Origin of the sequence: Capnocytophaga sp. oral taxon 332 str. F0381, from assembly GCF_000318275.2 — a bacterium.
Classification (GTDB): Bacteria; Bacteroidota; Bacteroidia; order Flavobacteriales; family Flavobacteriaceae; genus Capnocytophaga; species Capnocytophaga bilenii.
On sequence record NZ_KB291313.1, the window covers coordinates 38,631 to 56,150 of the forward strand.

A 17,520-nucleotide genomic window follows, 5' to 3' on the forward strand; every position below is an offset into this window, starting at 1 on the left:
TGCGCCACACACTTTGGCAAACTTTCAAAGTTTGACAAAGTTAATTATAATCAAACCACATTGTAGGGGCGATTGGCAAATCGCCCTCACAAAACAAAACGAACTTGAAGATTGGCTATTACCACGATAAATACACGCCACTACCAAGTACTACATATAATTTCTTCACAGGTACTATAGGTTTGGTATGTTGTATAGCCTGATAAGAAAGCCATAATCCAAGATTATCAGTAATTTTGTATTTTAGGTCTATACAATAAGCATAACGCGGATTTTTTACGTTGCTATCCATTCGGTTGTGAATATAAAAGCTCGCCTGCAAAAAAGAACGTTCGGTAAAGTTAATACTTATACCCGTAGCCAATCGTGATTTAATACTCTCTTGGTACACTTCTATATTATCAGTGGTAAGGTTAGGAACCCCATCGTGGTTCCAACGTTCATATTCGTAGAAAATACCTACACCACCCCGCCAAGTAAAATGATCAGTATGCAAGAATAGGTAACGTAATTGGAAACCACCAGCCACACGGGTCAGCAGTCCTCGGCTGGGTGCCCATACCCCTTCTGCAAACGGATATACCTCTAAGGTTGGTTTGTACAAGTAACGGTACTCCATATGCACAAAACCATTGCTCACATTCAACTTGTCGCCCGATTTTGCTATCTCTACCTGATTGAGTATTGTAACAGCTTTTTTCTTCCTGAGTAAGAAACTTACGTTGGCATTGTTCTTCACCATAAAATAAGTATCTTTTTCAGTCTTAAAATTGAGTTCAGGAGCTATATTACCTTGCCAACTCCGTGTAGTATCTATCACAGGAGCAAGACTTTCTGTAAAAATGATTTGAGCTTGTAATGAAGTGTAACCAAGCAACCAGAGTAAAATAGTGTATTTAAAAATTTTCATCAAGACCTTTTATTTCAACAACTCTTTTTGTTTGTATTCCTACATTGTACATTATAGCCAATTGCATCAGCCTATCTGCATCCACCAGCACAATTTTGTTCATCGGGTTGGTAGTAGCTTCTGCCTTAGCCTCTTGCGAAAAAGTAGAGGTGGTTATAAACACCCCCTTGCGTGTGCCCTTTAGGTTTAGTGCCCCCATAAAATTCCTAATATCTTTTGAGGTAACCTCCATTTGCCACTTCTTAGCTTGCATATATATCTTTTCTATTCCCAGCTCGTCCATATACATTATCCCCTCAATACCTTCTTTCTCACGCTTCCCTATAATATCAAAATTTGAAGAATCTACCCCCTTATAGCCTATTTTTCTCATCAATTCTACTATAAAGTACTCAAAAAATGAAATAGGACGTTGCTTTATAAGACTCAATAGCTCAAACTTTAGCGACTGATAGAGCATCACCGTAGCTTTACCAATAACAATTTCAGGTGTCTCGTTCTGTAATTCAGTTTCCCGCTCCCCTTCCAATAAGCGTTGCGGCGTGTCAAACATCGATTCCCACAACTGAAACTGGTCAAACTTTCGCAAGTAAGCAGCATCCATCTTCACTTGCTCTTGGCTAAGCACTTGCTCCCCTGCCTCTGTAATTTGGTAATATCCTTTCAGAAAACTTACCACAAGTCCCGCTTGGTGCAAGTGATTCGAAGCCCAGTCAATCCGATTTCTAAAAAGAGATTGGTTACCATTAGGTACTTTCACCTTCATATCCTCCATTGTCAGACCAAAATGCACGCGTAGCATCTCCACTATCTGCTCAGTAGAGTACACACGTCCATCTTTTATTACTTCCAGAAAAGGAAGCATTAATTTCTGAAAATCAGGAATATCCATAAGCATTGTTCCCCTATTAAGTAGTTATCCCTTGCGCTGTCTTATCCCTCTGTCATTTATCGTTATAAAGTTTCATAGCCTCCTCTTCTTTGGTACGCATCATAGCACTATCAGCCTCTGTTTTATCTTTATAGCCACATAAGTGTAGCAGTCCGTGTGCCAATACTCGCAGTAACTCATCTTCAAAGTTAACACCAAAAATCCCTGCATTTTCACGCACACGCTCCACCGAAATATAAATATCCGAATGCACTACCTCACCCTCATTATAATCAAAAGTGATAATATCAGTAAGAGTATCGTGTTGCAAATACGTAACATTGATGTTATGCAGGTAGGTATCATCACAAAAAATGTAATTGATGTCGCCAGCCTGTTTCCCCTCTTTCTCCAAAAGCAGTTTTACCCATTGTTTTACTGCATTTTTTTTAAAAGGAAATTTAAAAGGCGTTTCTTCAAAAAAAGCAATCATTATTTATTTTCTTTATAGGTACTAATTCCTAACACATAGTACAAAGGTGAAAAATTGATAAGAATAGATACCAATAAAAGTATAGACACCATCCCCAATACTGAGGCTACCCCAATTGAAAATTCATTGAACAATCCTAAAATTGCAATAATTGCAATAATAATCAAACGAACGCTCTTGTCGCGTTTCCCAAGATTTCTTTTCATATTATATTATTTTTTGTCAATCTTTATTTCTCTGCAAATTTAATACTATTTTTTCAATTACCAAAATTACATAAACTTTTTTCCTCTTACACATCACCTGCCTACTAATAACTAAAAACTAATACCCCCATTTCAGCCCTATCAAATAAGTACGACCTGGGGTAATACTCGAATAAAAACTCGTACTCTTAGCCACATACCCCAGCAGATTATCCACGCCAGCACTTACCGTAAAATGATAAGGCAGTTTGCTGAATAGTTGTAAGTTCCATATACTATAAGGCTCATAACGCGTATAAACCTCCTCAGTCACATTGCTTGCATCATACACTTTCGCAGCACTTACGTATTTACCACTAAGCACCACATTAGGCACGTATTTAGCCCCATAAGGGGGTATGTATTCCCCTTTCACAGTAAAAGTGTACGGACGGTTCTCGTCCATATTTTTAGCTGTGTAATAATAAGCATATGAGCCTTTTAGCCTCACAGCCTTATGAGGGCGATAGGTAGCCGATAGCTCCGAACTTATAATGCGTGTATCACCCGAAAAATTTACGTAACGTATAGAATCCGATGAAGCTGTCCACCTAAATCCTATCTTTTCTCTTACAGACGATAGCTGTGTCATTGCCGTAACATTTAGCTTGGGCGTGTCGTAATCTACTGAAAAGTTGAAATTTCTACTCGTTTCTGGCTTCAAGTGCTGGTTACCCATAATCTGAAAACCGCCTCCCCAAGGGTGAAACCAATTGGTAAAAAGCTCCTTGAGCGTAGGCGACCTAAATCCGGTGGAAAAACCTCCCCTAAAACTAAACTTTTCTACTTTTAGCAACCCCGATAACCGATAAGTAAAATGTGCCTTGAATAACGAATGATAATCCACACGCCCCCCTGTTACTAAGGTAAAATCAGGCAGAAGTTTCCACTCTTGTTGTGTGAAAAGGGTATAGTTCTCAGCATTTTTCCTAAGTGCAGTACCTGCATCGTTGAAACGAAAACTCAACAGCTCATCTTGCAATACTTCAGCACCAGCCACTACCGAATGCTTCCCTGCTACCGTCAGGTTGTATTGCCCTGCACCGCGCCAAATGGTATTTTCGTAGTTCTTTTCTTCCTCGTTTAGCAATTTATAGTAGTAAAGTTTGTCGTAACGGTCAAAAGCCCCCGACAAACTCAGTTTTTGCGTTTCACCGAAGTCTGTAGTAACCTTCCCCGATAGTGCATAGTTGTAATAGCGGTCTAATACCCGTTCGTTATCTCCTCTATTGCGCTCACTAAAGTAGTAGTTGGGGGTGAGGCTAAGCTCTGTTTTGGGCAATAGCTTTACGCTTACTTTAGGTGTAATACCGTAATTGGTAAAGCCTGCAATGGGCAGTGTAGAGAGGGCTCCTGCTACGGGCACTCCATTTTTGTAACTGATCAGCGGTTCGGTATCTTTCAACACATAAGGTGCTCTAAAGTTGTAAAACGAAGTGAGCCGTATGCTTCCCCAGCGCAGTTTTGTGCCTACTCCCACATTGGTTTTATAGTTGTAGCTCGTGTCGTAAAGATAGCTTAAGTTCCCCTCAAAAGCCTTTTTAGCCTCTTTGGTAATAATATTTATCACTCCTCCTAAGGCATTCGAGCCGTAAAGCGATGACGATGCCCCTTTTATAATCTCAATACGCTCAATATTATCTAAATCTATGCGGTTATAATCAATATTATCAAAGGTTTCTCCTGCCATACGCTCGCCATCCATCAGGAATAGCACGTATTTACCCCCAAAACCCAGCATATTGATGTTGGGCATACCTCCATCATAGGTGAAGTTAATCCCAGCAAACTCACTTTCTAAAAACGACTGAAAGTTCGTAGCCTGTGATTTGCGAATATCCTCAGCCGTAATTACTTGTACTGTTATGGGTACATCTTTAAGGTTTTTTGCAGCTCGTGTAGCAGTTACTACTACCTCTTTTAGCACAATTTCTTTCTCACCCTCATCTTGTGCCCAACAAGCTGCTGTACCCCAAACTGTTAGTAAAAATGTAATATAAAAACACCTCATATAAACCTAAAAAATATATTAAAACATAAAAAATCCCTTTGCAAAGATAGTGAGCCATTTGTAGTTATAAGCTAATGCTACCTTTTCAAAGGGAGTTTTATCTTGTGTAAAATGACGGTTTAGTATTTGCCGTCTTCTTTAGCAAGAGCGTATTTAAAGGTTACATACCCTGTTTGGTTTTTTTGGTTCTTATAGTCAGTAAGCTGTATTTTAGCAAACTTACCATCGTGCGTTTTTATTTCATACACCCAGTTGTTGTATTTGTAAGTAGGAGCTACAGCACCTTGAGCGTAATCCATAGTAAGCCAACCGTTATCGTGTACTAATGAAGGTTTAATATTTTGTTCTAAGGTTGGTATAAGTCCGTTCACTATTGTTTCTTTTTGTGCATCAGGAAGGTTTTTAAAATTAGGTACTGTTTTCTCAGCAAACTTTTGAGCAGCTTGTTTTAGTATTCCTTCTTTTACCATACTCCAAAAGCCTTCTCCGTGTCCTATTTCAAAAATAGGCGAAGCCGAAATTCTTGATTGACCTGGTTTTCCGCCACCAAAAGAAGAAACATTTAATGGTTTATCAACGGTATAAGAGGCAGTAACCGAAGCAGTAGCTACTTTGCTAAGGTCTGTTTCAGCTGTTTTTACAGCTCCTCCTTGTCCCTTGCCCGAAGTTCCGCTATTGGTCTTTACGTGGTAGCGGCTAAAAGCTACATCCCAATTGCTAACGGTAGGCGTAGCGGTTGTTACTTCTACCACTCCTTTTGTCAAAGAGTAGTACACCCATTCTCCATCAGTGTTAGCTTTTAAATTAGCTATTTCTTTAACGTTTCCTGCTTTCACATCAAGGTTTTTGTAACCAAGATAAGGATCAGTAGGGGTTTCAGGTTCATTTTTCTCTTTGTTGCAACCCACAGTTAGCAACGTCATTCCTGCTAATAAAGCAGCGGTAACAAAACGTAACTTCATAATATTTCTTTTAGAATTAATGGCGCAAAGATACAACTTATTTAGAAATACGCAAAATAATTTTAATAATGTTTTTATCCCGCCAATTCAAAATTCAGAATTCAAAATTCTCCTACCCGTCCCACCAAACAATGAGCGAAGGTTCAGCGAAGGATGAGCGAAGGATAAAAGCCTGTGCGGCTCGCACTGAAGGATAATAATTCAAAATTCATAACTCAAAATTCAAAATTATTTTGTATATTTGCACCGAATATCAATCCATACAATCATACCTCTGAAACTCTAATTTTTAAAACTAATTGATATTATGAACAAATGTTATTGCAATGCCGATTTTTCGGCTGAAGACCTGAAAAACATTATCAAAAATGTGAGAGAGAAAAGCAACGTAGTGGCTCAAAAACAATTTTTGAGTAGCTTTCCTCCTTCGGAAATAGCTGCTTTTCACAAAAAGTACCCCAACTACCAAAAAAATCCAATTTATACCTACAAAGGCGAATTGGTAATAAAATATGGGGCTGCCGACTATTATTCACTACAAAAAGGCACAAAAATTACCGTAGATGCAGGAACAACTCCCGTGTTCTACGTGCAAAACAAAAGCGACTATACCCTGTTTAAAGACAACCTTTTTCATAACAATACCAATGAAAAAATGTCACCACAACCCGATTATGCCGCTTTTGCTAAAGAACTCAACGCAGCTTTCAGCAAATATGGCATCAATACTTGCGTCAGAAAAATTCACTTTTTGGCTCAGTGTTATTTAGAGACTTTCCGCTTTACTAAGGCTTATGAAGATGCAGGAGCACGCGCCGCTGGCTATAAAGGTGGTGCCGATTTCTTAGGACGAGGACTTATACACCTCACTAATGACTATAACTATTTGGCTTACTACGATGCCGTAAATGGTACAGCTCATAGCAAGCTCTATAAAAACAAAATAGGCGAGGGTGTGTATGATTATATCTGTAGAATAAAAAACGATCCTGCTCTGAAAAACGATGCCCTCAAATTGGAAAGTGTAATGCAGCAGGTACGACAATTTGCCCCGCAATTGGCTACTAATATCCATTATGCCGTAGATTGTGCAGGATGGTTTTGGAATAAAAACAACCTGAATGCTCTGGCTGATAAAGATGACGTACGAGCTGTAAGTGTTAAAATTAATGGGGGAACGAATGGGCTTCCCGAAAGAGAATATTATACAAAAATTTTTAAAGAAGTGATGAATTTCTCAGTAAATCATCATTAAGACAATGAAAAAAATAGGCTTTATTTTCGCTCTGCTGTTTGTTATAGCTTGTAATAACAACGTTTCTCGCGAAAAAGAACTCGAAAAACTCGCAAAAGAACCTCCTGTAGTAAATTACGAACGTGATTCGGTATATTATTTGATAGATGTAAAAGGCGATGAGCAAAAAGAAGAATTTTTGGTAACACGGCAAATAATGGTTAATGACTCTGTTTTTGGTAGTGCCGAAGATGTAAATAATTGGGAAAGGGCTTGGGAATATTCTCGTACCGAAATGAACCAAGAACCCGATTATCTGTACAAAATCTTTATAAACGAAAATGGTAACTACAAAAAAATTACTGAGTTAGTTTTCAATATTGCCGATATAGCTTACCCTGTACTAAAACAAGGTGAGTTTACTACTATTTACCAAAATGCTTCTTCGCAATGCAGTCCTGCCAGTCCACAGTATCTGAAGATTGTCTCGGTTACCAATAGCACTTTAGATACAAAAAATATCAATGTTGCCTATGTAAATGGGCAGTGGCGTGTAGTTTCTACCGAAACACTCAAGCATACCGATAAACAACACCCCCAGTATTGTATTGATACTACCCATTGCTATGATGTTACCAATGAACGCATACGATGGAATAGTTTTTATGAAGGAGATTGTTATTAAAGACAAAAATATTAAACAAATGAAAAAAAATATAGCCGTAATAATGGGAGGTTTTTCAGGTGAAGCTGAAGTCTCCTTGAAAAGTGGTAGCGTAGTGGCTGCCCATCTCAACAAAGAAAAATACACCTCTTACCTTATCCGTATCGATAAGGTAAGGTGGGTGTATACTGATGAACAAGGAAAAGAATACGATATTGATAAAAATGATTTTTCACTTACTATAAAAGGTGAAAAAATTAAGTTTGCAGCAGTGTTCAATGCTATTCACGGCACCCCTGGTGAAGATGGTTATCTGCAGGCGTATTTCAAGCTGATAGGTTTGCCACTCACAGGTTGCAGTATGTACGCTTCAGCTCTTACGTTTAATAAGCGCGATATGTTGTCGGTACTGAAGCCTTTTGGTATACTTTCTGCACCTTCTTACTATCTCAATAAAGGGGAAGATTACAATACTGCCGATATAGTGGCTAAATTGGGCTTACCTTGTTTTGTGAAAGCCAACAAATCGGGAAGTAGCTTAGGAACGTATAAAGTCTATGACGAAGATAAAATACCAGAGGCTATTGAGAAAGCTTTTCAGGTAGATGATGAAATACTTATAGAAGGATTTTTAAATGGTACCGAAGTATCAATAGGGGTAATTAACTATAAGGGCGAAACAAAGGTGTTACCAATGACCGAAATCATATCCGAAAATGACTTTTTTGATTATGAAGCAAAATATTTAGGTAAATCAAAAGAGATTACACCTGCTCGTCTTTCTCCTGAAATGACTCATAAAATCAACACATTGGCAGAACGCGTATACCGATTGCTAAAAATGGAGGGCTTTAGCCGTAGTGAATTTATTATTGTAGACGATACGCCTTATTTGTTGGAAATGAATACCACCCCTGGGCTTACCGAAACAAGTTTGCTTCCTCAACAAGCTAAAGTAGCGGGTATCAGCTTAGAAGCTTTGTTTGAAAGCGAAATAGAACGAGTAATTAACAAATAACAAATTTACAATGAGTGCAGTAGTTACCAATATAAATGATTTAGACCTTGTAAACGGCATTTATCGCTATGCCGATTACCTAATGTGGAAATTCCAAGAACGCGTAGAACTGCTAAAAGGAAAAATCTTTAAAATGGCAGCCCCCTCACCTGTACATCAACGTATATCAGGGTTGTTGTTTGTCAAATTTTATGCCTATTTTGAAGGAAAGAAGTGTGAACTATTTCACGCTCCCTTTGATGTACGTATTCCTCGTAAAAATGAAAAAGACGAAGAAATTCTCACAGTGCTGCAACCCGATATTTGTGTGATATGCGACCCCGAAAAAATAGATAGTCGCGGCTGCTTAGGAGTCCCCGATTTGGTAGTTGAAATACTTTCACCAGGTAATTTACAAAATGAATTAGATAGTAAGTTCCGTATTTACGAAGAAGCTGGAGTTGCCGAATATTGGATTGTAGACCCAGAGCACGAAGCCGTATGGGTTAATGTGTTGAAAGAGGGGCAGTATATTATTCAAAAACCTGTAGCTATGGGTAAAACCGTAACCTCAGTAAAATTCCCCGATTTAGAAATCAGTACCGCCGAGGTATTCGCTAAAAAGTAATGAATTGTTAGAATAATCATTAATAATTAATCATTGAAAAGAGCATTATTTCCTGGGTCGTTTGACCCTATTACCTTAGGGCATCAAGATATTATCACACGTGCCTTAGATTTATTTGATGAAATTGTTGTCGCTATAGGCGTAAATGGCGATAAAAACTATATGTTCTCCGTAGAACAACGCAAAGAATTTATAGAAAAAGCTTTTGCCGGCGAACCTAAAGTGAAGGTTACTACCTACCAAGGTCTTACAGTAGATTATTGTAAAGAAATTGGAGCTCAGTTTATATTGCGTGGTTTGCGCAATCCAGCCGATTTTGAGTTTGAAAAGGCGATTGCTCACACCAATCGCAAATTGTCCAAAATAGAAACGGTTTTCTTGCTTACAGCAGCTCGTACTTCATTTATATCGTCCTCTATAGTGCGCGATGTAATTCGCAACAATGGTGATTACAAAGTATTAGTGCCCGAAAGCGTAAGAGTATAACCCATTAGGGCGAAAAAAATAGAAACTATATTTGCATAATTTGGAATTATTTTGTAATTTTGCAGTCAATTAAAAATCTTAAAAATAACAACTAACAATGTGTGGTATTGTAGGCTATTTAGGTAAACGTTCTGCCTTTCCTATCATTATAGATGGATTAAAACGTTTGGAATATAGAGGATATGACAGCGCTGGCTTCATATTGAATGCCGAAACTTTTCACGGCGAAAAAACAAAAGGAAAAGTAGCCGATTTGGTAACTAAAGCAGGTAGTAATGTACCTAATTACGGCTGCGGTATGGGGCATACTCGCTGGGCTACTCACGGGGTACCCAACGATGTAAATTCGCACCCGCACCGCTCACAGTCAGGGAAAATCGCTATAGTGCATAATGGTATTATAGAAAACTACGAAAGCATCAAACAAAACCTTATAAAAGAGGGATTTAAGTTTTATTCTGACACCGATACTGAGGTGCTGGTAAACTTTATAGAATACTTCAAAGAAAAACAAAATGTTGATTTAGAAACTGCTGTGCGCTATGCGCTTAGCGAGGTAATCGGTGCTTTTGCTATTGCTGTAATGGAAGAGGGTAAACCCGAAGAAATAGTAGTAGCTCGCTTGGGTAGCCCCTTGGTAATAGGTATTGGTGCTGATGAGTTTTTTATAGCTTCAGACGCTACCCCTTTTATTGAATATACACAAAATGCGGTGTATTTGGAGGATGGCGAAATGGCTACTATTCACTTAGAGCGTCCGCTAAAGGTTGTGAAAATTAATAGTAACAAAGAGGTAAATCCTTTTGTACAAGAGCTTAAGCTGAGCCTTGAAGCTATTGAAAAAGGAGGCTACGAACACTTTATGCTGAAAGAAATTTACGAGCAACCTAAATCTATACAAAATACAATGCGCGGGCGCTTATTGCCCGATGGCACTACCAAGCTTTCGGGTATAGATAGGCATATAGAAACGTTCTTAAACGCCAAACGTATTATTATTGTGGCGTGCGGTACTTCTTGGCACGCTGGTTTGGTGGGTGAATATTTGTTGGAAGAGTATGCACGTATTCCTGTAGAAGTGGAGTATGCTTCTGAGTTCCGCTACCGCAATCCTATCATTGAGCGCGGCGATATCGTAATTGCTATTTCACAATCGGGCGAAACTGCCGATACATTGGCAGCTTTGAAATTAGCTAAAGAAAAAGGGGCGTTTATCTATGGTATTTGCAATGTGGTGGGCTCATCTATAGCTCGTGTTACCGATTCGGGTACTTATACGCACGCAGGACCTGAAATAGGGGTAGCTTCTACCAAAGCTTTTACTACTCAGCTTACTGTGCTTACCCTTATAGCTTTGCACTTAGGTCATAGAAAAGGTACGCTTAGCAATAAAATGTATCATCAGTTGTGCAACGAGTTGGAACAAATACCTGAATTAATAGAAAGTACATTGAAAGAGGTAAATCTTAAAATAGAAGCAATCGCCGATACTTTCAAAACAGCAACGAATTGTTTGTACTTAGGGCGTGGATTCAACTTCCCTACTGCTTTAGAGGGAGCATTGAAACTAAAAGAAATATCGTACATTCACGCCGAAGGTTATCCTGCTGCCGAAATGAAGCACGGGCCTATTGCGCTTATTGATGAAAATATGCCTGTTATATTTATTGCACCTTCTAAAGGACACTATGACAAGGTAGTATCAAACGCTCAAGAAATAAAAGCGCGTAAAGGTAGGATTGTAGCCGTGGTAACTAAAGGGGATACCCAAATGGCTGGCTTGGCAAATCACGTAATTGAAATACCCGAAATAAGCGAGGCGCTCACTCCTATATTGGCTTCTATTCCTTTACAATTGTTGTCGTATTATATAGCTATCAAGCGTGGTTGTAATGTAGATCAACCCCGAAATTTAGCAAAATCGGTAACAGTAGAGTAGGGGAGATATGTTAAACATTAATCATTAAACATTAAAAAAAGTGCTTAGAACTGAAAACATTTATAAGAAATATGGTGATTATACTGCCCTGAACGATGTTTCGCTGGAAGTGCCTCGTGGTAGTATATTCGGTTTATTAGGTCCTAATGGTGCGGGTAAGACGTCTCTTATCCGCATCATCAACCAAATTGTAATGCCCGATGCAGGGCGTGTGTTCTTTGATGGCGAGCCTTTGCAGCCTAAACATACAGCCCAAATAGGCTATTTACCTGAAGAACGTGGCTTGTATAAAACGATGAAAGTAGGTGAACAAGCACTTTATTTGGCACAACTGAAAGGACTCCCTAAAGAAGAAGCAAAAAAACAACTTAAGTTTTGGTTTGAACGCTTAGAGATAGGCGACTGGTGGAATAAAAAGATACAAGAATTATCTAAAGGAATGGCTCAGAAAATACAATTTATGGTTACGGTGCTTCACCAGCCTAAATTGCTTATTTTTGATGAACCTTTTAGTGGTTTCGACCCTATCAATGCCAATATTATCAAAGATGAAATACTCTATCTGCGCGATCAGGGGGCTACGGTTATCTTCTCTACTCACAGAATGGAATCGGTAGAAGAACTTTGTGACCATATAGCACTTATCAATAAATCTCAAAAGATATTAGACGGTAAACTCACCGATATTAAGCGTACTTACAAAAATAACTCCTATGATCTGGGCTTAAAGCTCCCCGAAACTCAAAAAACTGCGGTATTAGAAGAGCTTAAAACTCATTTTGAGGTGAAAGAAGCGCACTTTAAGAGTTTGTATGATGAGCTGAAAATCAATATCAAGAAAAAAGAGACACAAACGGTGAATGAATTGTTGCAGTATTTGACTACAAAAGGCGAAATAACCCATTTTGTAGAGAATATCCCTACTGTTGATGAAATATTTATTTCGGCTTGTGAAACCCACTAATGTTTATGTACTATGAAGTTTTTAAGAATTATTACTCAAAGAGAGTACCTCAATAAGATACGCAATAAATCATTCATTATAATGACATTCGTAAGTCCGCTGATAATGGTAGCTTTTATACTACTTATAGGCTGGCTTGTAAATATAAATAAAAGTGAGGTGAAAAACATTGCTATTATTGATGAAAGTCATATCTTCGCAACTGCTTTTACCAATACCGATGAGGTACACTACCATTATTTGCAAAATACCGACTTGCTAACGGCTAAAAAAGAGGTACTTGAAAAAGGAAACTACGGATTGCTGTACATTCCTCCTAAAAATACTCCCAATTGGTATCAGCAAATTAGTTTTTATACCGAAGAAACACCTGCACTTTCACTTACCAATGCTATGTTATCAGTGCTTGAGAAAACTTTGTTTCAGTATAATCTTACTGAAAAAAATATTAATCAGCAGGAAATAGAAAGTGCTAAAGTGCGAGTATCGTTGCAATTGCAAAACTTTACAGGTGAGAAAACCTCAGAATGGGCCACTTTGGTAAAGTCTATTTTGGGAATGTCGGCAGGTTATCTTATCTTTATGTTTATCATAATGTATGGCAATATGATAATGCGTAGTGTGATAGAGGAGAAGAATAATCGTATTATTGAGATAATTATTTCATCAGTAAAACCCTTTGATTTGATGTTGGGCAAGATATTAGGTACTTCATTGGCAGGGATCACCCAAGCCTTCATATGGATTGTATTTACAGGTGTATTATTTGCCTTGCTTCCTACATTTTTTGATATGCCTATGACAGGCACTACTACCGAAGCCTTACAATCTCCCGATACTGCTAAAATACAGGAAGTGCTAACGGCTATCTATCAATTCCCGCTATTGGAAACTTTTGTACTTTTTATACTTTTCTTTGTAGGGGGCTACTTGCTGTACAGTTCACTTTATGCAATGATAGGGGCTATGGTAGATAATGAAACTGATACCCAACAGTTTCTCTTGCCTGTAATTACCCCACTGATGCTGGCGGTTTATGTAGGTATGTTCTCAGTAATGGAGCAAACTCACGGTACTGTATCGGTAGTATTTTCGTATATACCTTTCACTTCACCTGTAGTGATGTTGATGCGTATTCCTTTTGGCGTAGCGTGGTGGGAAATACTCATATCACTACTAATACTTTATTTAACCTTCTTTATGGTAATCAAGCTATCAGCTAAAATATATCGTATAGGTATCTTGATGTATGGCAAGAAAGCAAGCTATAAAGAAGTGTGGAAATGGCTTAAAACAAATTAGATGATGCAAAATAAGAACCTCTATATCAATAGGGAACTGAGTTGGTTACACTTCAACGGAAGGGTGTTACAAGAGGCAGCCGATGAGCGTGTGCCTCTGCTTGAGCGTTTGCGTTTTGCAGGTATTTTCTCTAATAACTTAGATGAGTTTTTCAAGGTGCGCTACGCTACCGTAAAACGATTGATAAATGACGAAAATGCCAGTAAAGAACTTGGCATACACGCCAAAGAATTACTTGAGGAGATTACCAAAGAGGTAATACAAATGCAGGATAGGAGCTTGCAGATTATTGATAATATTACTAAAAAATTAGAGAAAGAACAGATATTTATTGTAAATGAACAAACACTTCTGCCTGCTCACGAAGAGTTTGTAAATAATTACTTCTACGATAAGGTACGCCCTGCTTTATTTACGATTATATTGAATGATTTAGATAAATTTCCGCAGCTGAAAGATGATATTGCTTATTTGGCTGTGAAAATGATCCTAAAAGAGGACAATAAAACTTCAGGAGTACAAAAATTCTTCTCTTCAAGAGCTTATAAAGAAAAAATACAATATGCTTTAATTGAGCTTCCTACTACTTTAGACCGCTTTGTAGAGCTTCCTACTCTAGAGGGCAAGCACTACATTATTATGATAGATGATATTATTCGTTTTTGTTTGCACAAAATATTTAATATTTTCAATTACGAGTCGCTTTCTGCTAATATGATAAAAATCACTCGTGATGCCGAGTTGGATATAGATGACGACCTTAGCAAGAGCTTTATAGAGAAAATCTCTACAGGGGTGGAGGATAGACGCAAAGGTGCCCCTGTACGCTTTGTGTACGACAAAATGATAGCTGATGACACGCTGCAATTCCTTTTTGATAAAATGGGAATTGTTAGCAGTGATAGTATTATCCCTGGTGGTAGGTATCATAATAGGCGTGATTATATGAATTTTCCTAGTATGGGGCGTACCGACCTTACCTATGCTCCCATACATCCGCTACCCGTGAAAGGGCTTACCCAAGAAGGGAGTCTTTTGAAAAAAATAGCAGAAAAAGATTATTTGCAATTTACTCCTTATCACACTTTTTCTAATATCGTGTGGTTTTTGCGCGAAGCTGCCCTCGATCCTAAGGTGAAATCGGTGAAGATAACCATTTACCGCTTGGCGAAAAATTCGCAAGTGGTTAATTCACTCATCAATGCGGTGAAAAATGGCAAAAAAGTAACTGTACAAATAGAATTACAAGCTCGTTTTGATGAACAATCTAATATTAAATATGCCGAACAGCTAAAAGCTGAAGGGGTAAAGCTTATTTTTGGAGTACGCGGACTAAAAGTGCATACCAAAATATGCGTTATAGAGCGAAAAGAAGGTAAGGACATCAAGCGTTACGGCTTTATCAGTACGGGCAACTTCAATGAAAGTACTGCCAAAGTATATACCGATTATACGCTTTTTACTGCCAATCAGGATATACTCAAAGAAGTGAATAAAGTGTTTAATTTTCTTGAAACAAACTATAATATACAGAAATACAAGCACCTTATCGTATCGCCACATTATACCAAAAAGAATTTAAAACAACTTATAGACGATGAAATTAAGAATGCTAAAGCTGGTAAAAAAGCCTATATAAAGCTGAAAATGAATAATATCACTAACTATAAGATGATAGATAAACTTTATGAGGCGAGTAGAGCAGGAGTGAAAATACAAATGATAGTACGTGGTATTTGCTGCTTAGTACCTGGTATTGAAGGAATGAGTGAAAATATAGAAGTTATTAGTATTGTTGATAAATTCTTAGAGCACCCTCGTTTGTTTATTTTCGGCAATGATGGTAATCCTAAAGTATATATATCATCAGCTGACTGGATGACCCGCAATATTTCTTTTCGTGTGGAAGTAGGTTGCCCTATTTACGATGAAAATATAAAACAAGAGCTTATAGATACTTTTGAAATTAGCTGGGCTGATAATGTGAAAGCTCGTATTATCAATCAGGCTCAAAACAATACTTACAAACATAACAACAAGCCACTATTACGCTCGCAAGTAGCTCTTTACGATTACTACCTTGCAAAAAATAAAGTTACTGAATAAATGAAAAGACCGCAGATTAAACTCGCACAACACATTATTGAAGCTTGTAAGGCTAAAGAGATAAAGCACATAGTAATATCACCAGGCTCGCGTAATGCTCCCTTAACAATAGGTTTTGCTAATAATACTTATTTCACCTGTTATAGTATAGTAGATGAGCGCAGTGCTGCATTTTTTGCTTTAGGACTTGCTCAACAATTAAATACACCAGTGGCGGTAGTATGCACTTCTGGCTCGGCGTTGTTGAACTACTATCCTGCTGTAGCTGAGGCTTTTTATAGTAATATTCCGCTTGTAGTTATCTCGGCTGATCGCCCTTCAAATAAAATAGATATAGGCGATGGGCAAACTATTCGTCAGGCAAATGTGTTAGCTAACCATACTGTTTATAATGCTAATCTTTCTGATGAAACTTATAGCGATAAAAGTAATTTTTACGAGCTTAATAAAGCACTGAATACGGCTGTAGAACAGCAAGCTCCGGTACACATTAATGCACCTTTTGAAGAGCCTCTTTACCTCACTACTGAAGAGTTATTTCCCTTTGAGAATGTCCCTTCAGAAACTATTACTCCTCATATAAATGATCAGGCATATAATGATTTTATAACTCGTTGGAATCAGTCTTCTAAAAAGATGGTTTTGGTAGGTGTATTAGCACCTAATAGTATAGAAAAAGCTATTGTAGAGCATCTTGCTAATGACCCTTCAGTGTTGGTACTTACTGAAACAACGTCCAACCTTTACCATCCTAATTTTGTGCCTTATATAGATAAATTGCTTACTTATACCGAGAAAGACTCTTCGCTGAAAGAAGCTCTACAACCCGATTTGTTGCTTACTTTTGGCGGATTGGTAGTTTCTAAGAAAATAAAGCAATTTTTGCGTACCTATCAGCCACAATACCATTACAATATAGATTTGTACAAGGCATATGATTCTTATTATTGCCTTACTCATTCATTCCCTATTACTGTCAATCAGTTCTTTGCCCAAGCTACACAACAGCTTTTGCAAGTCCCCTCTACGTATCAACAACAATGGCTTGAAGCGCAACAACAATTCACCCAAAAACACTATACATATTTAGCCGAAATACCTTTTTCAGATTTCAAAGTATATGCTGAAGTGTTTGCAAGCATTCCGAATGATTATGTAGTACAGATAAGTAACAGCTCTGCCATACGTTATGCCCAGCTAATGCCTTCGCAGCCTTCGTGGCGCGTTTACTGCAATCGAGGTACTAGTGGTATTGATGGCAGTACTTCTACGGCTATAGGAGCAGCTGTAGGTAGCCAAAAACCCACCATACTCATCACAGGCGATTTGAGTTTTTTGTATGACAGCAATGCTTTGTGGAATAAATACATTCCACCCCACTTCCGCATCATTCTTATTAACAATCAGGGAGGCGGAATATTCAGGATATTACCAGGTGATAAAACCGACCCTAATTTTGAATATTATTTTGAAACCCCTCATAATTTAACTGCGGAACATTTTTGCAAAATGTTTGGTATTTCTTATCAAAAAGCTACTAATATAGAAGAATTACAACATAATCTGCAATCTTTCTACCAAAATACTGAGAAACCTAAACTATTAGAACTCACAACCGAAAGAACTCTAAACGATAAAGTTTTGTTAAAATATTTTGAGTTTCTAAAAAAATGATTACTTTTACCCCATAAAACGTAAAACATTATAA

General features: G+C 37.9%; 16 protein-coding genes. 10 read left to right on the forward strand and 6 right to left on the reverse strand.

Translation table 11 applies throughout. The features are described from left to right. Window positions 1-118 precede the first annotated feature (118 nt). The 6 genes from HMPREF9075_RS06690 to HMPREF9075_RS06715 all read right to left on the reverse strand — a co-directional run bounded on the left by HMPREF9075_RS06690 (window position 119) and on the right by HMPREF9075_RS06715 (window position 5,492). On the reverse strand, window positions 119-910 hold the full coding sequence (locus HMPREF9075_RS06690) for a DUF481 domain-containing protein (RefSeq protein WP_009415746.1): 792 nt from the start codon (window positions 908-910) through the stop codon (window positions 119-121). Further along, on the reverse strand, window positions 897-1,808 hold the full coding sequence (locus HMPREF9075_RS06695; protein WP_009415747.1) for a restriction endonuclease: 912 nt from the start codon (window positions 1,806-1,808) through the stop codon (window positions 897-899). Before HMPREF9075_RS06695 ends, HMPREF9075_RS06690 begins: the two co-directional genes overlap by 14 nt. Before the next feature lie 46 nt (window positions 1,809-1,854). After that, window positions 1,855-2,274, reverse strand: a complete 420-nt coding sequence (gene ybeY, locus HMPREF9075_RS06700) for an rRNA maturation RNase YbeY (protein WP_009415748.1) — start codon at window positions 2,272-2,274, stop codon at window positions 1,855-1,857. Then, window positions 2,274-2,480: a DUF2892 domain-containing protein gene (locus HMPREF9075_RS06705; protein WP_009415749.1), complete on the reverse strand. Its 207-nt coding sequence runs from the start codon at window positions 2,478-2,480 to the stop codon at window positions 2,274-2,276. The genes ybeY and HMPREF9075_RS06705 overlap by 1 nt, the downstream gene beginning before the upstream one ends. A gap of 118 nt (window positions 2,481-2,598) precedes the next feature. Beyond that, entirely contained in the window at window positions 2,599-4,530 is a 1,932-nt protein-coding gene (locus tag HMPREF9075_RS06710) for a TonB-dependent siderophore receptor (RefSeq protein ID WP_009415750.1), read from the reverse strand. A gap of 119 nt (window positions 4,531-4,649) precedes the next feature. Continuing rightward, window positions 4,650-5,492 (reverse strand): HmuY family protein, encoded by an 843-nt coding sequence (locus tag HMPREF9075_RS06715; protein WP_009415751.1) that lies wholly within the window; start codon window positions 5,490-5,492, stop codon window positions 4,650-4,652. Between the two features lie 307 nt (window positions 5,493-5,799). On the opposite strand from HMPREF9075_RS06715, the gene HMPREF9075_RS06720 reads away from it, so the two are divergent. The 10 genes from HMPREF9075_RS06720 (at window position 5,800) to menD (ending at window position 17,486) form a co-directional block, all read left to right on the forward strand. Continuing rightward, window positions 5,800-6,747: a hypothetical protein gene (locus tag HMPREF9075_RS06720; protein ID WP_009415753.1), complete on the forward strand. Its 948-nt coding sequence runs from the start codon at window positions 5,800-5,802 to the stop codon at window positions 6,745-6,747. Window positions 6,748-6,751: 4 nt separating this feature from the next. Further along, window positions 6,752-7,411, forward strand: a complete 660-nt coding sequence (locus HMPREF9075_RS06725; RefSeq protein WP_009415754.1) for a hypothetical protein — start codon at window positions 6,752-6,754, stop codon at window positions 7,409-7,411. A 19-nt stretch (window positions 7,412-7,430) separates the two neighbouring features. Beyond that, window positions 7,431-8,408, forward strand: a complete 978-nt coding sequence (locus HMPREF9075_RS06730) for a D-alanine--D-alanine ligase (protein ID WP_034557116.1) — start codon at window positions 7,431-7,433, stop codon at window positions 8,406-8,408. Between the two features lie 10 nt (window positions 8,409-8,418). Further along, complete coding sequence (locus HMPREF9075_RS06735) at window positions 8,419-9,015, forward strand: Uma2 family endonuclease (RefSeq protein WP_009415756.1); 597 nt, start codon at window positions 8,419-8,421, stop codon at window positions 9,013-9,015. Window positions 9,016-9,048: 33 nt separating this feature from the next. Next, window positions 9,049-9,501: a pantetheine-phosphate adenylyltransferase gene (coaD, locus tag HMPREF9075_RS06740; RefSeq protein ID WP_009415757.1), complete on the forward strand. Its 453-nt coding sequence runs from the start codon at window positions 9,049-9,051 to the stop codon at window positions 9,499-9,501. Between the two features lie 97 nt (window positions 9,502-9,598). Next, complete coding sequence (glmS, locus tag HMPREF9075_RS06745) at window positions 9,599-11,440, forward strand: glutamine--fructose-6-phosphate transaminase (isomerizing) (RefSeq protein WP_009415758.1); 1,842 nt, start codon at window positions 9,599-9,601, stop codon at window positions 11,438-11,440. A 40-nt stretch (window positions 11,441-11,480) separates the two neighbouring features. Next, a complete protein-coding gene (locus HMPREF9075_RS06750) occupies window positions 11,481-12,404 on the forward strand; it encodes an ABC transporter ATP-binding protein (protein WP_009415759.1) in 924 nt (307 codons plus the stop codon). 12 nt (window positions 12,405-12,416) lie between these two features. Further along, window positions 12,417-13,706 (forward strand): ABC transporter permease, encoded by a 1,290-nt coding sequence (locus HMPREF9075_RS06755; protein WP_009415760.1) that lies wholly within the window; start codon window positions 12,417-12,419, stop codon window positions 13,704-13,706. Between the two features lie 3 nt (window positions 13,707-13,709). Further along, a complete protein-coding gene (gene ppk1 / locus HMPREF9075_RS06760; RefSeq protein WP_034557118.1) occupies window positions 13,710-15,812 on the forward strand; it encodes a polyphosphate kinase 1 in 2,103 nt (700 codons plus the stop codon). After that, entirely contained in the window at window positions 15,813-17,486 is a 1,674-nt protein-coding gene (menD, locus tag HMPREF9075_RS06765; RefSeq protein WP_009415762.1) for a 2-succinyl-5-enolpyruvyl-6-hydroxy-3-cyclohexene-1-carboxylic-acid synthase, read from the forward strand. Window positions 17,487-17,520 lie beyond the last annotated feature (34 nt).

Bases quoted from the DNA above. Each gene is read 5' to 3' on its own strand.
- HMPREF9075_RS06690 (WP_009415746.1), bottom strand. From the start codon at position 910: ATGAAAATTTTTAAATACACTATTTTACTCTGGTTGCTTGGTTACACT.
- HMPREF9075_RS06695 (WP_009415747.1), bottom strand. From the start codon at position 1,808: ATGCTTATGGATATTCCTGATTTTCAGAAATTAATGCTTCCTTTTCTG.
- ybeY (WP_009415748.1), bottom strand. From the start codon at position 2,274: ATGATTGCTTTTTTTGAAGAAACGCCTTTTAAATTTCCTTTTAAAAAA.
- HMPREF9075_RS06705 (WP_009415749.1), bottom strand. From the start codon at position 2,480: ATGAAAAGAAATCTTGGGAAACGCGACAAGAGCGTTCGTTTGATTATT.
- HMPREF9075_RS06710 (WP_009415750.1), bottom strand. From the start codon at position 4,530: ATGAGGTGTTTTTATATTACATTTTTACTAACAGTTTGGGGTACAGCA.
- HMPREF9075_RS06715 (WP_009415751.1), bottom strand. From the start codon at position 5,492: ATGAAGTTACGTTTTGTTACCGCTGCTTTATTAGCAGGAATGACGTTG.
- HMPREF9075_RS06720 (WP_009415753.1), top strand. From the start codon at position 5,800: ATGAACAAATGTTATTGCAATGCCGATTTTTCGGCTGAAGACCTGAAA.
- HMPREF9075_RS06725 (WP_009415754.1), top strand. From the start codon at position 6,752: ATGAAAAAAATAGGCTTTATTTTCGCTCTGCTGTTTGTTATAGCTTGT.
- HMPREF9075_RS06730 (WP_034557116.1), top strand. From the start codon at position 7,431: ATGAAAAAAAATATAGCCGTAATAATGGGAGGTTTTTCAGGTGAAGCT.
- HMPREF9075_RS06735 (WP_009415756.1), top strand. From the start codon at position 8,419: ATGAGTGCAGTAGTTACCAATATAAATGATTTAGACCTTGTAAACGGC.
- glmS (WP_009415758.1), top strand. From the start codon at position 9,599: ATGTGTGGTATTGTAGGCTATTTAGGTAAACGTTCTGCCTTTCCTATC.
- HMPREF9075_RS06755 (WP_009415760.1), top strand. From the start codon at position 12,417: ATGAAGTTTTTAAGAATTATTACTCAAAGAGAGTACCTCAATAAGATA.
- ppk1 (WP_034557118.1), top strand. From the start codon at position 13,710: ATGCAAAATAAGAACCTCTATATCAATAGGGAACTGAGTTGGTTACAC.
- menD (WP_009415762.1), top strand. From the start codon at position 15,813: ATGAAAAGACCGCAGATTAAACTCGCACAACACATTATTGAAGCTTGT.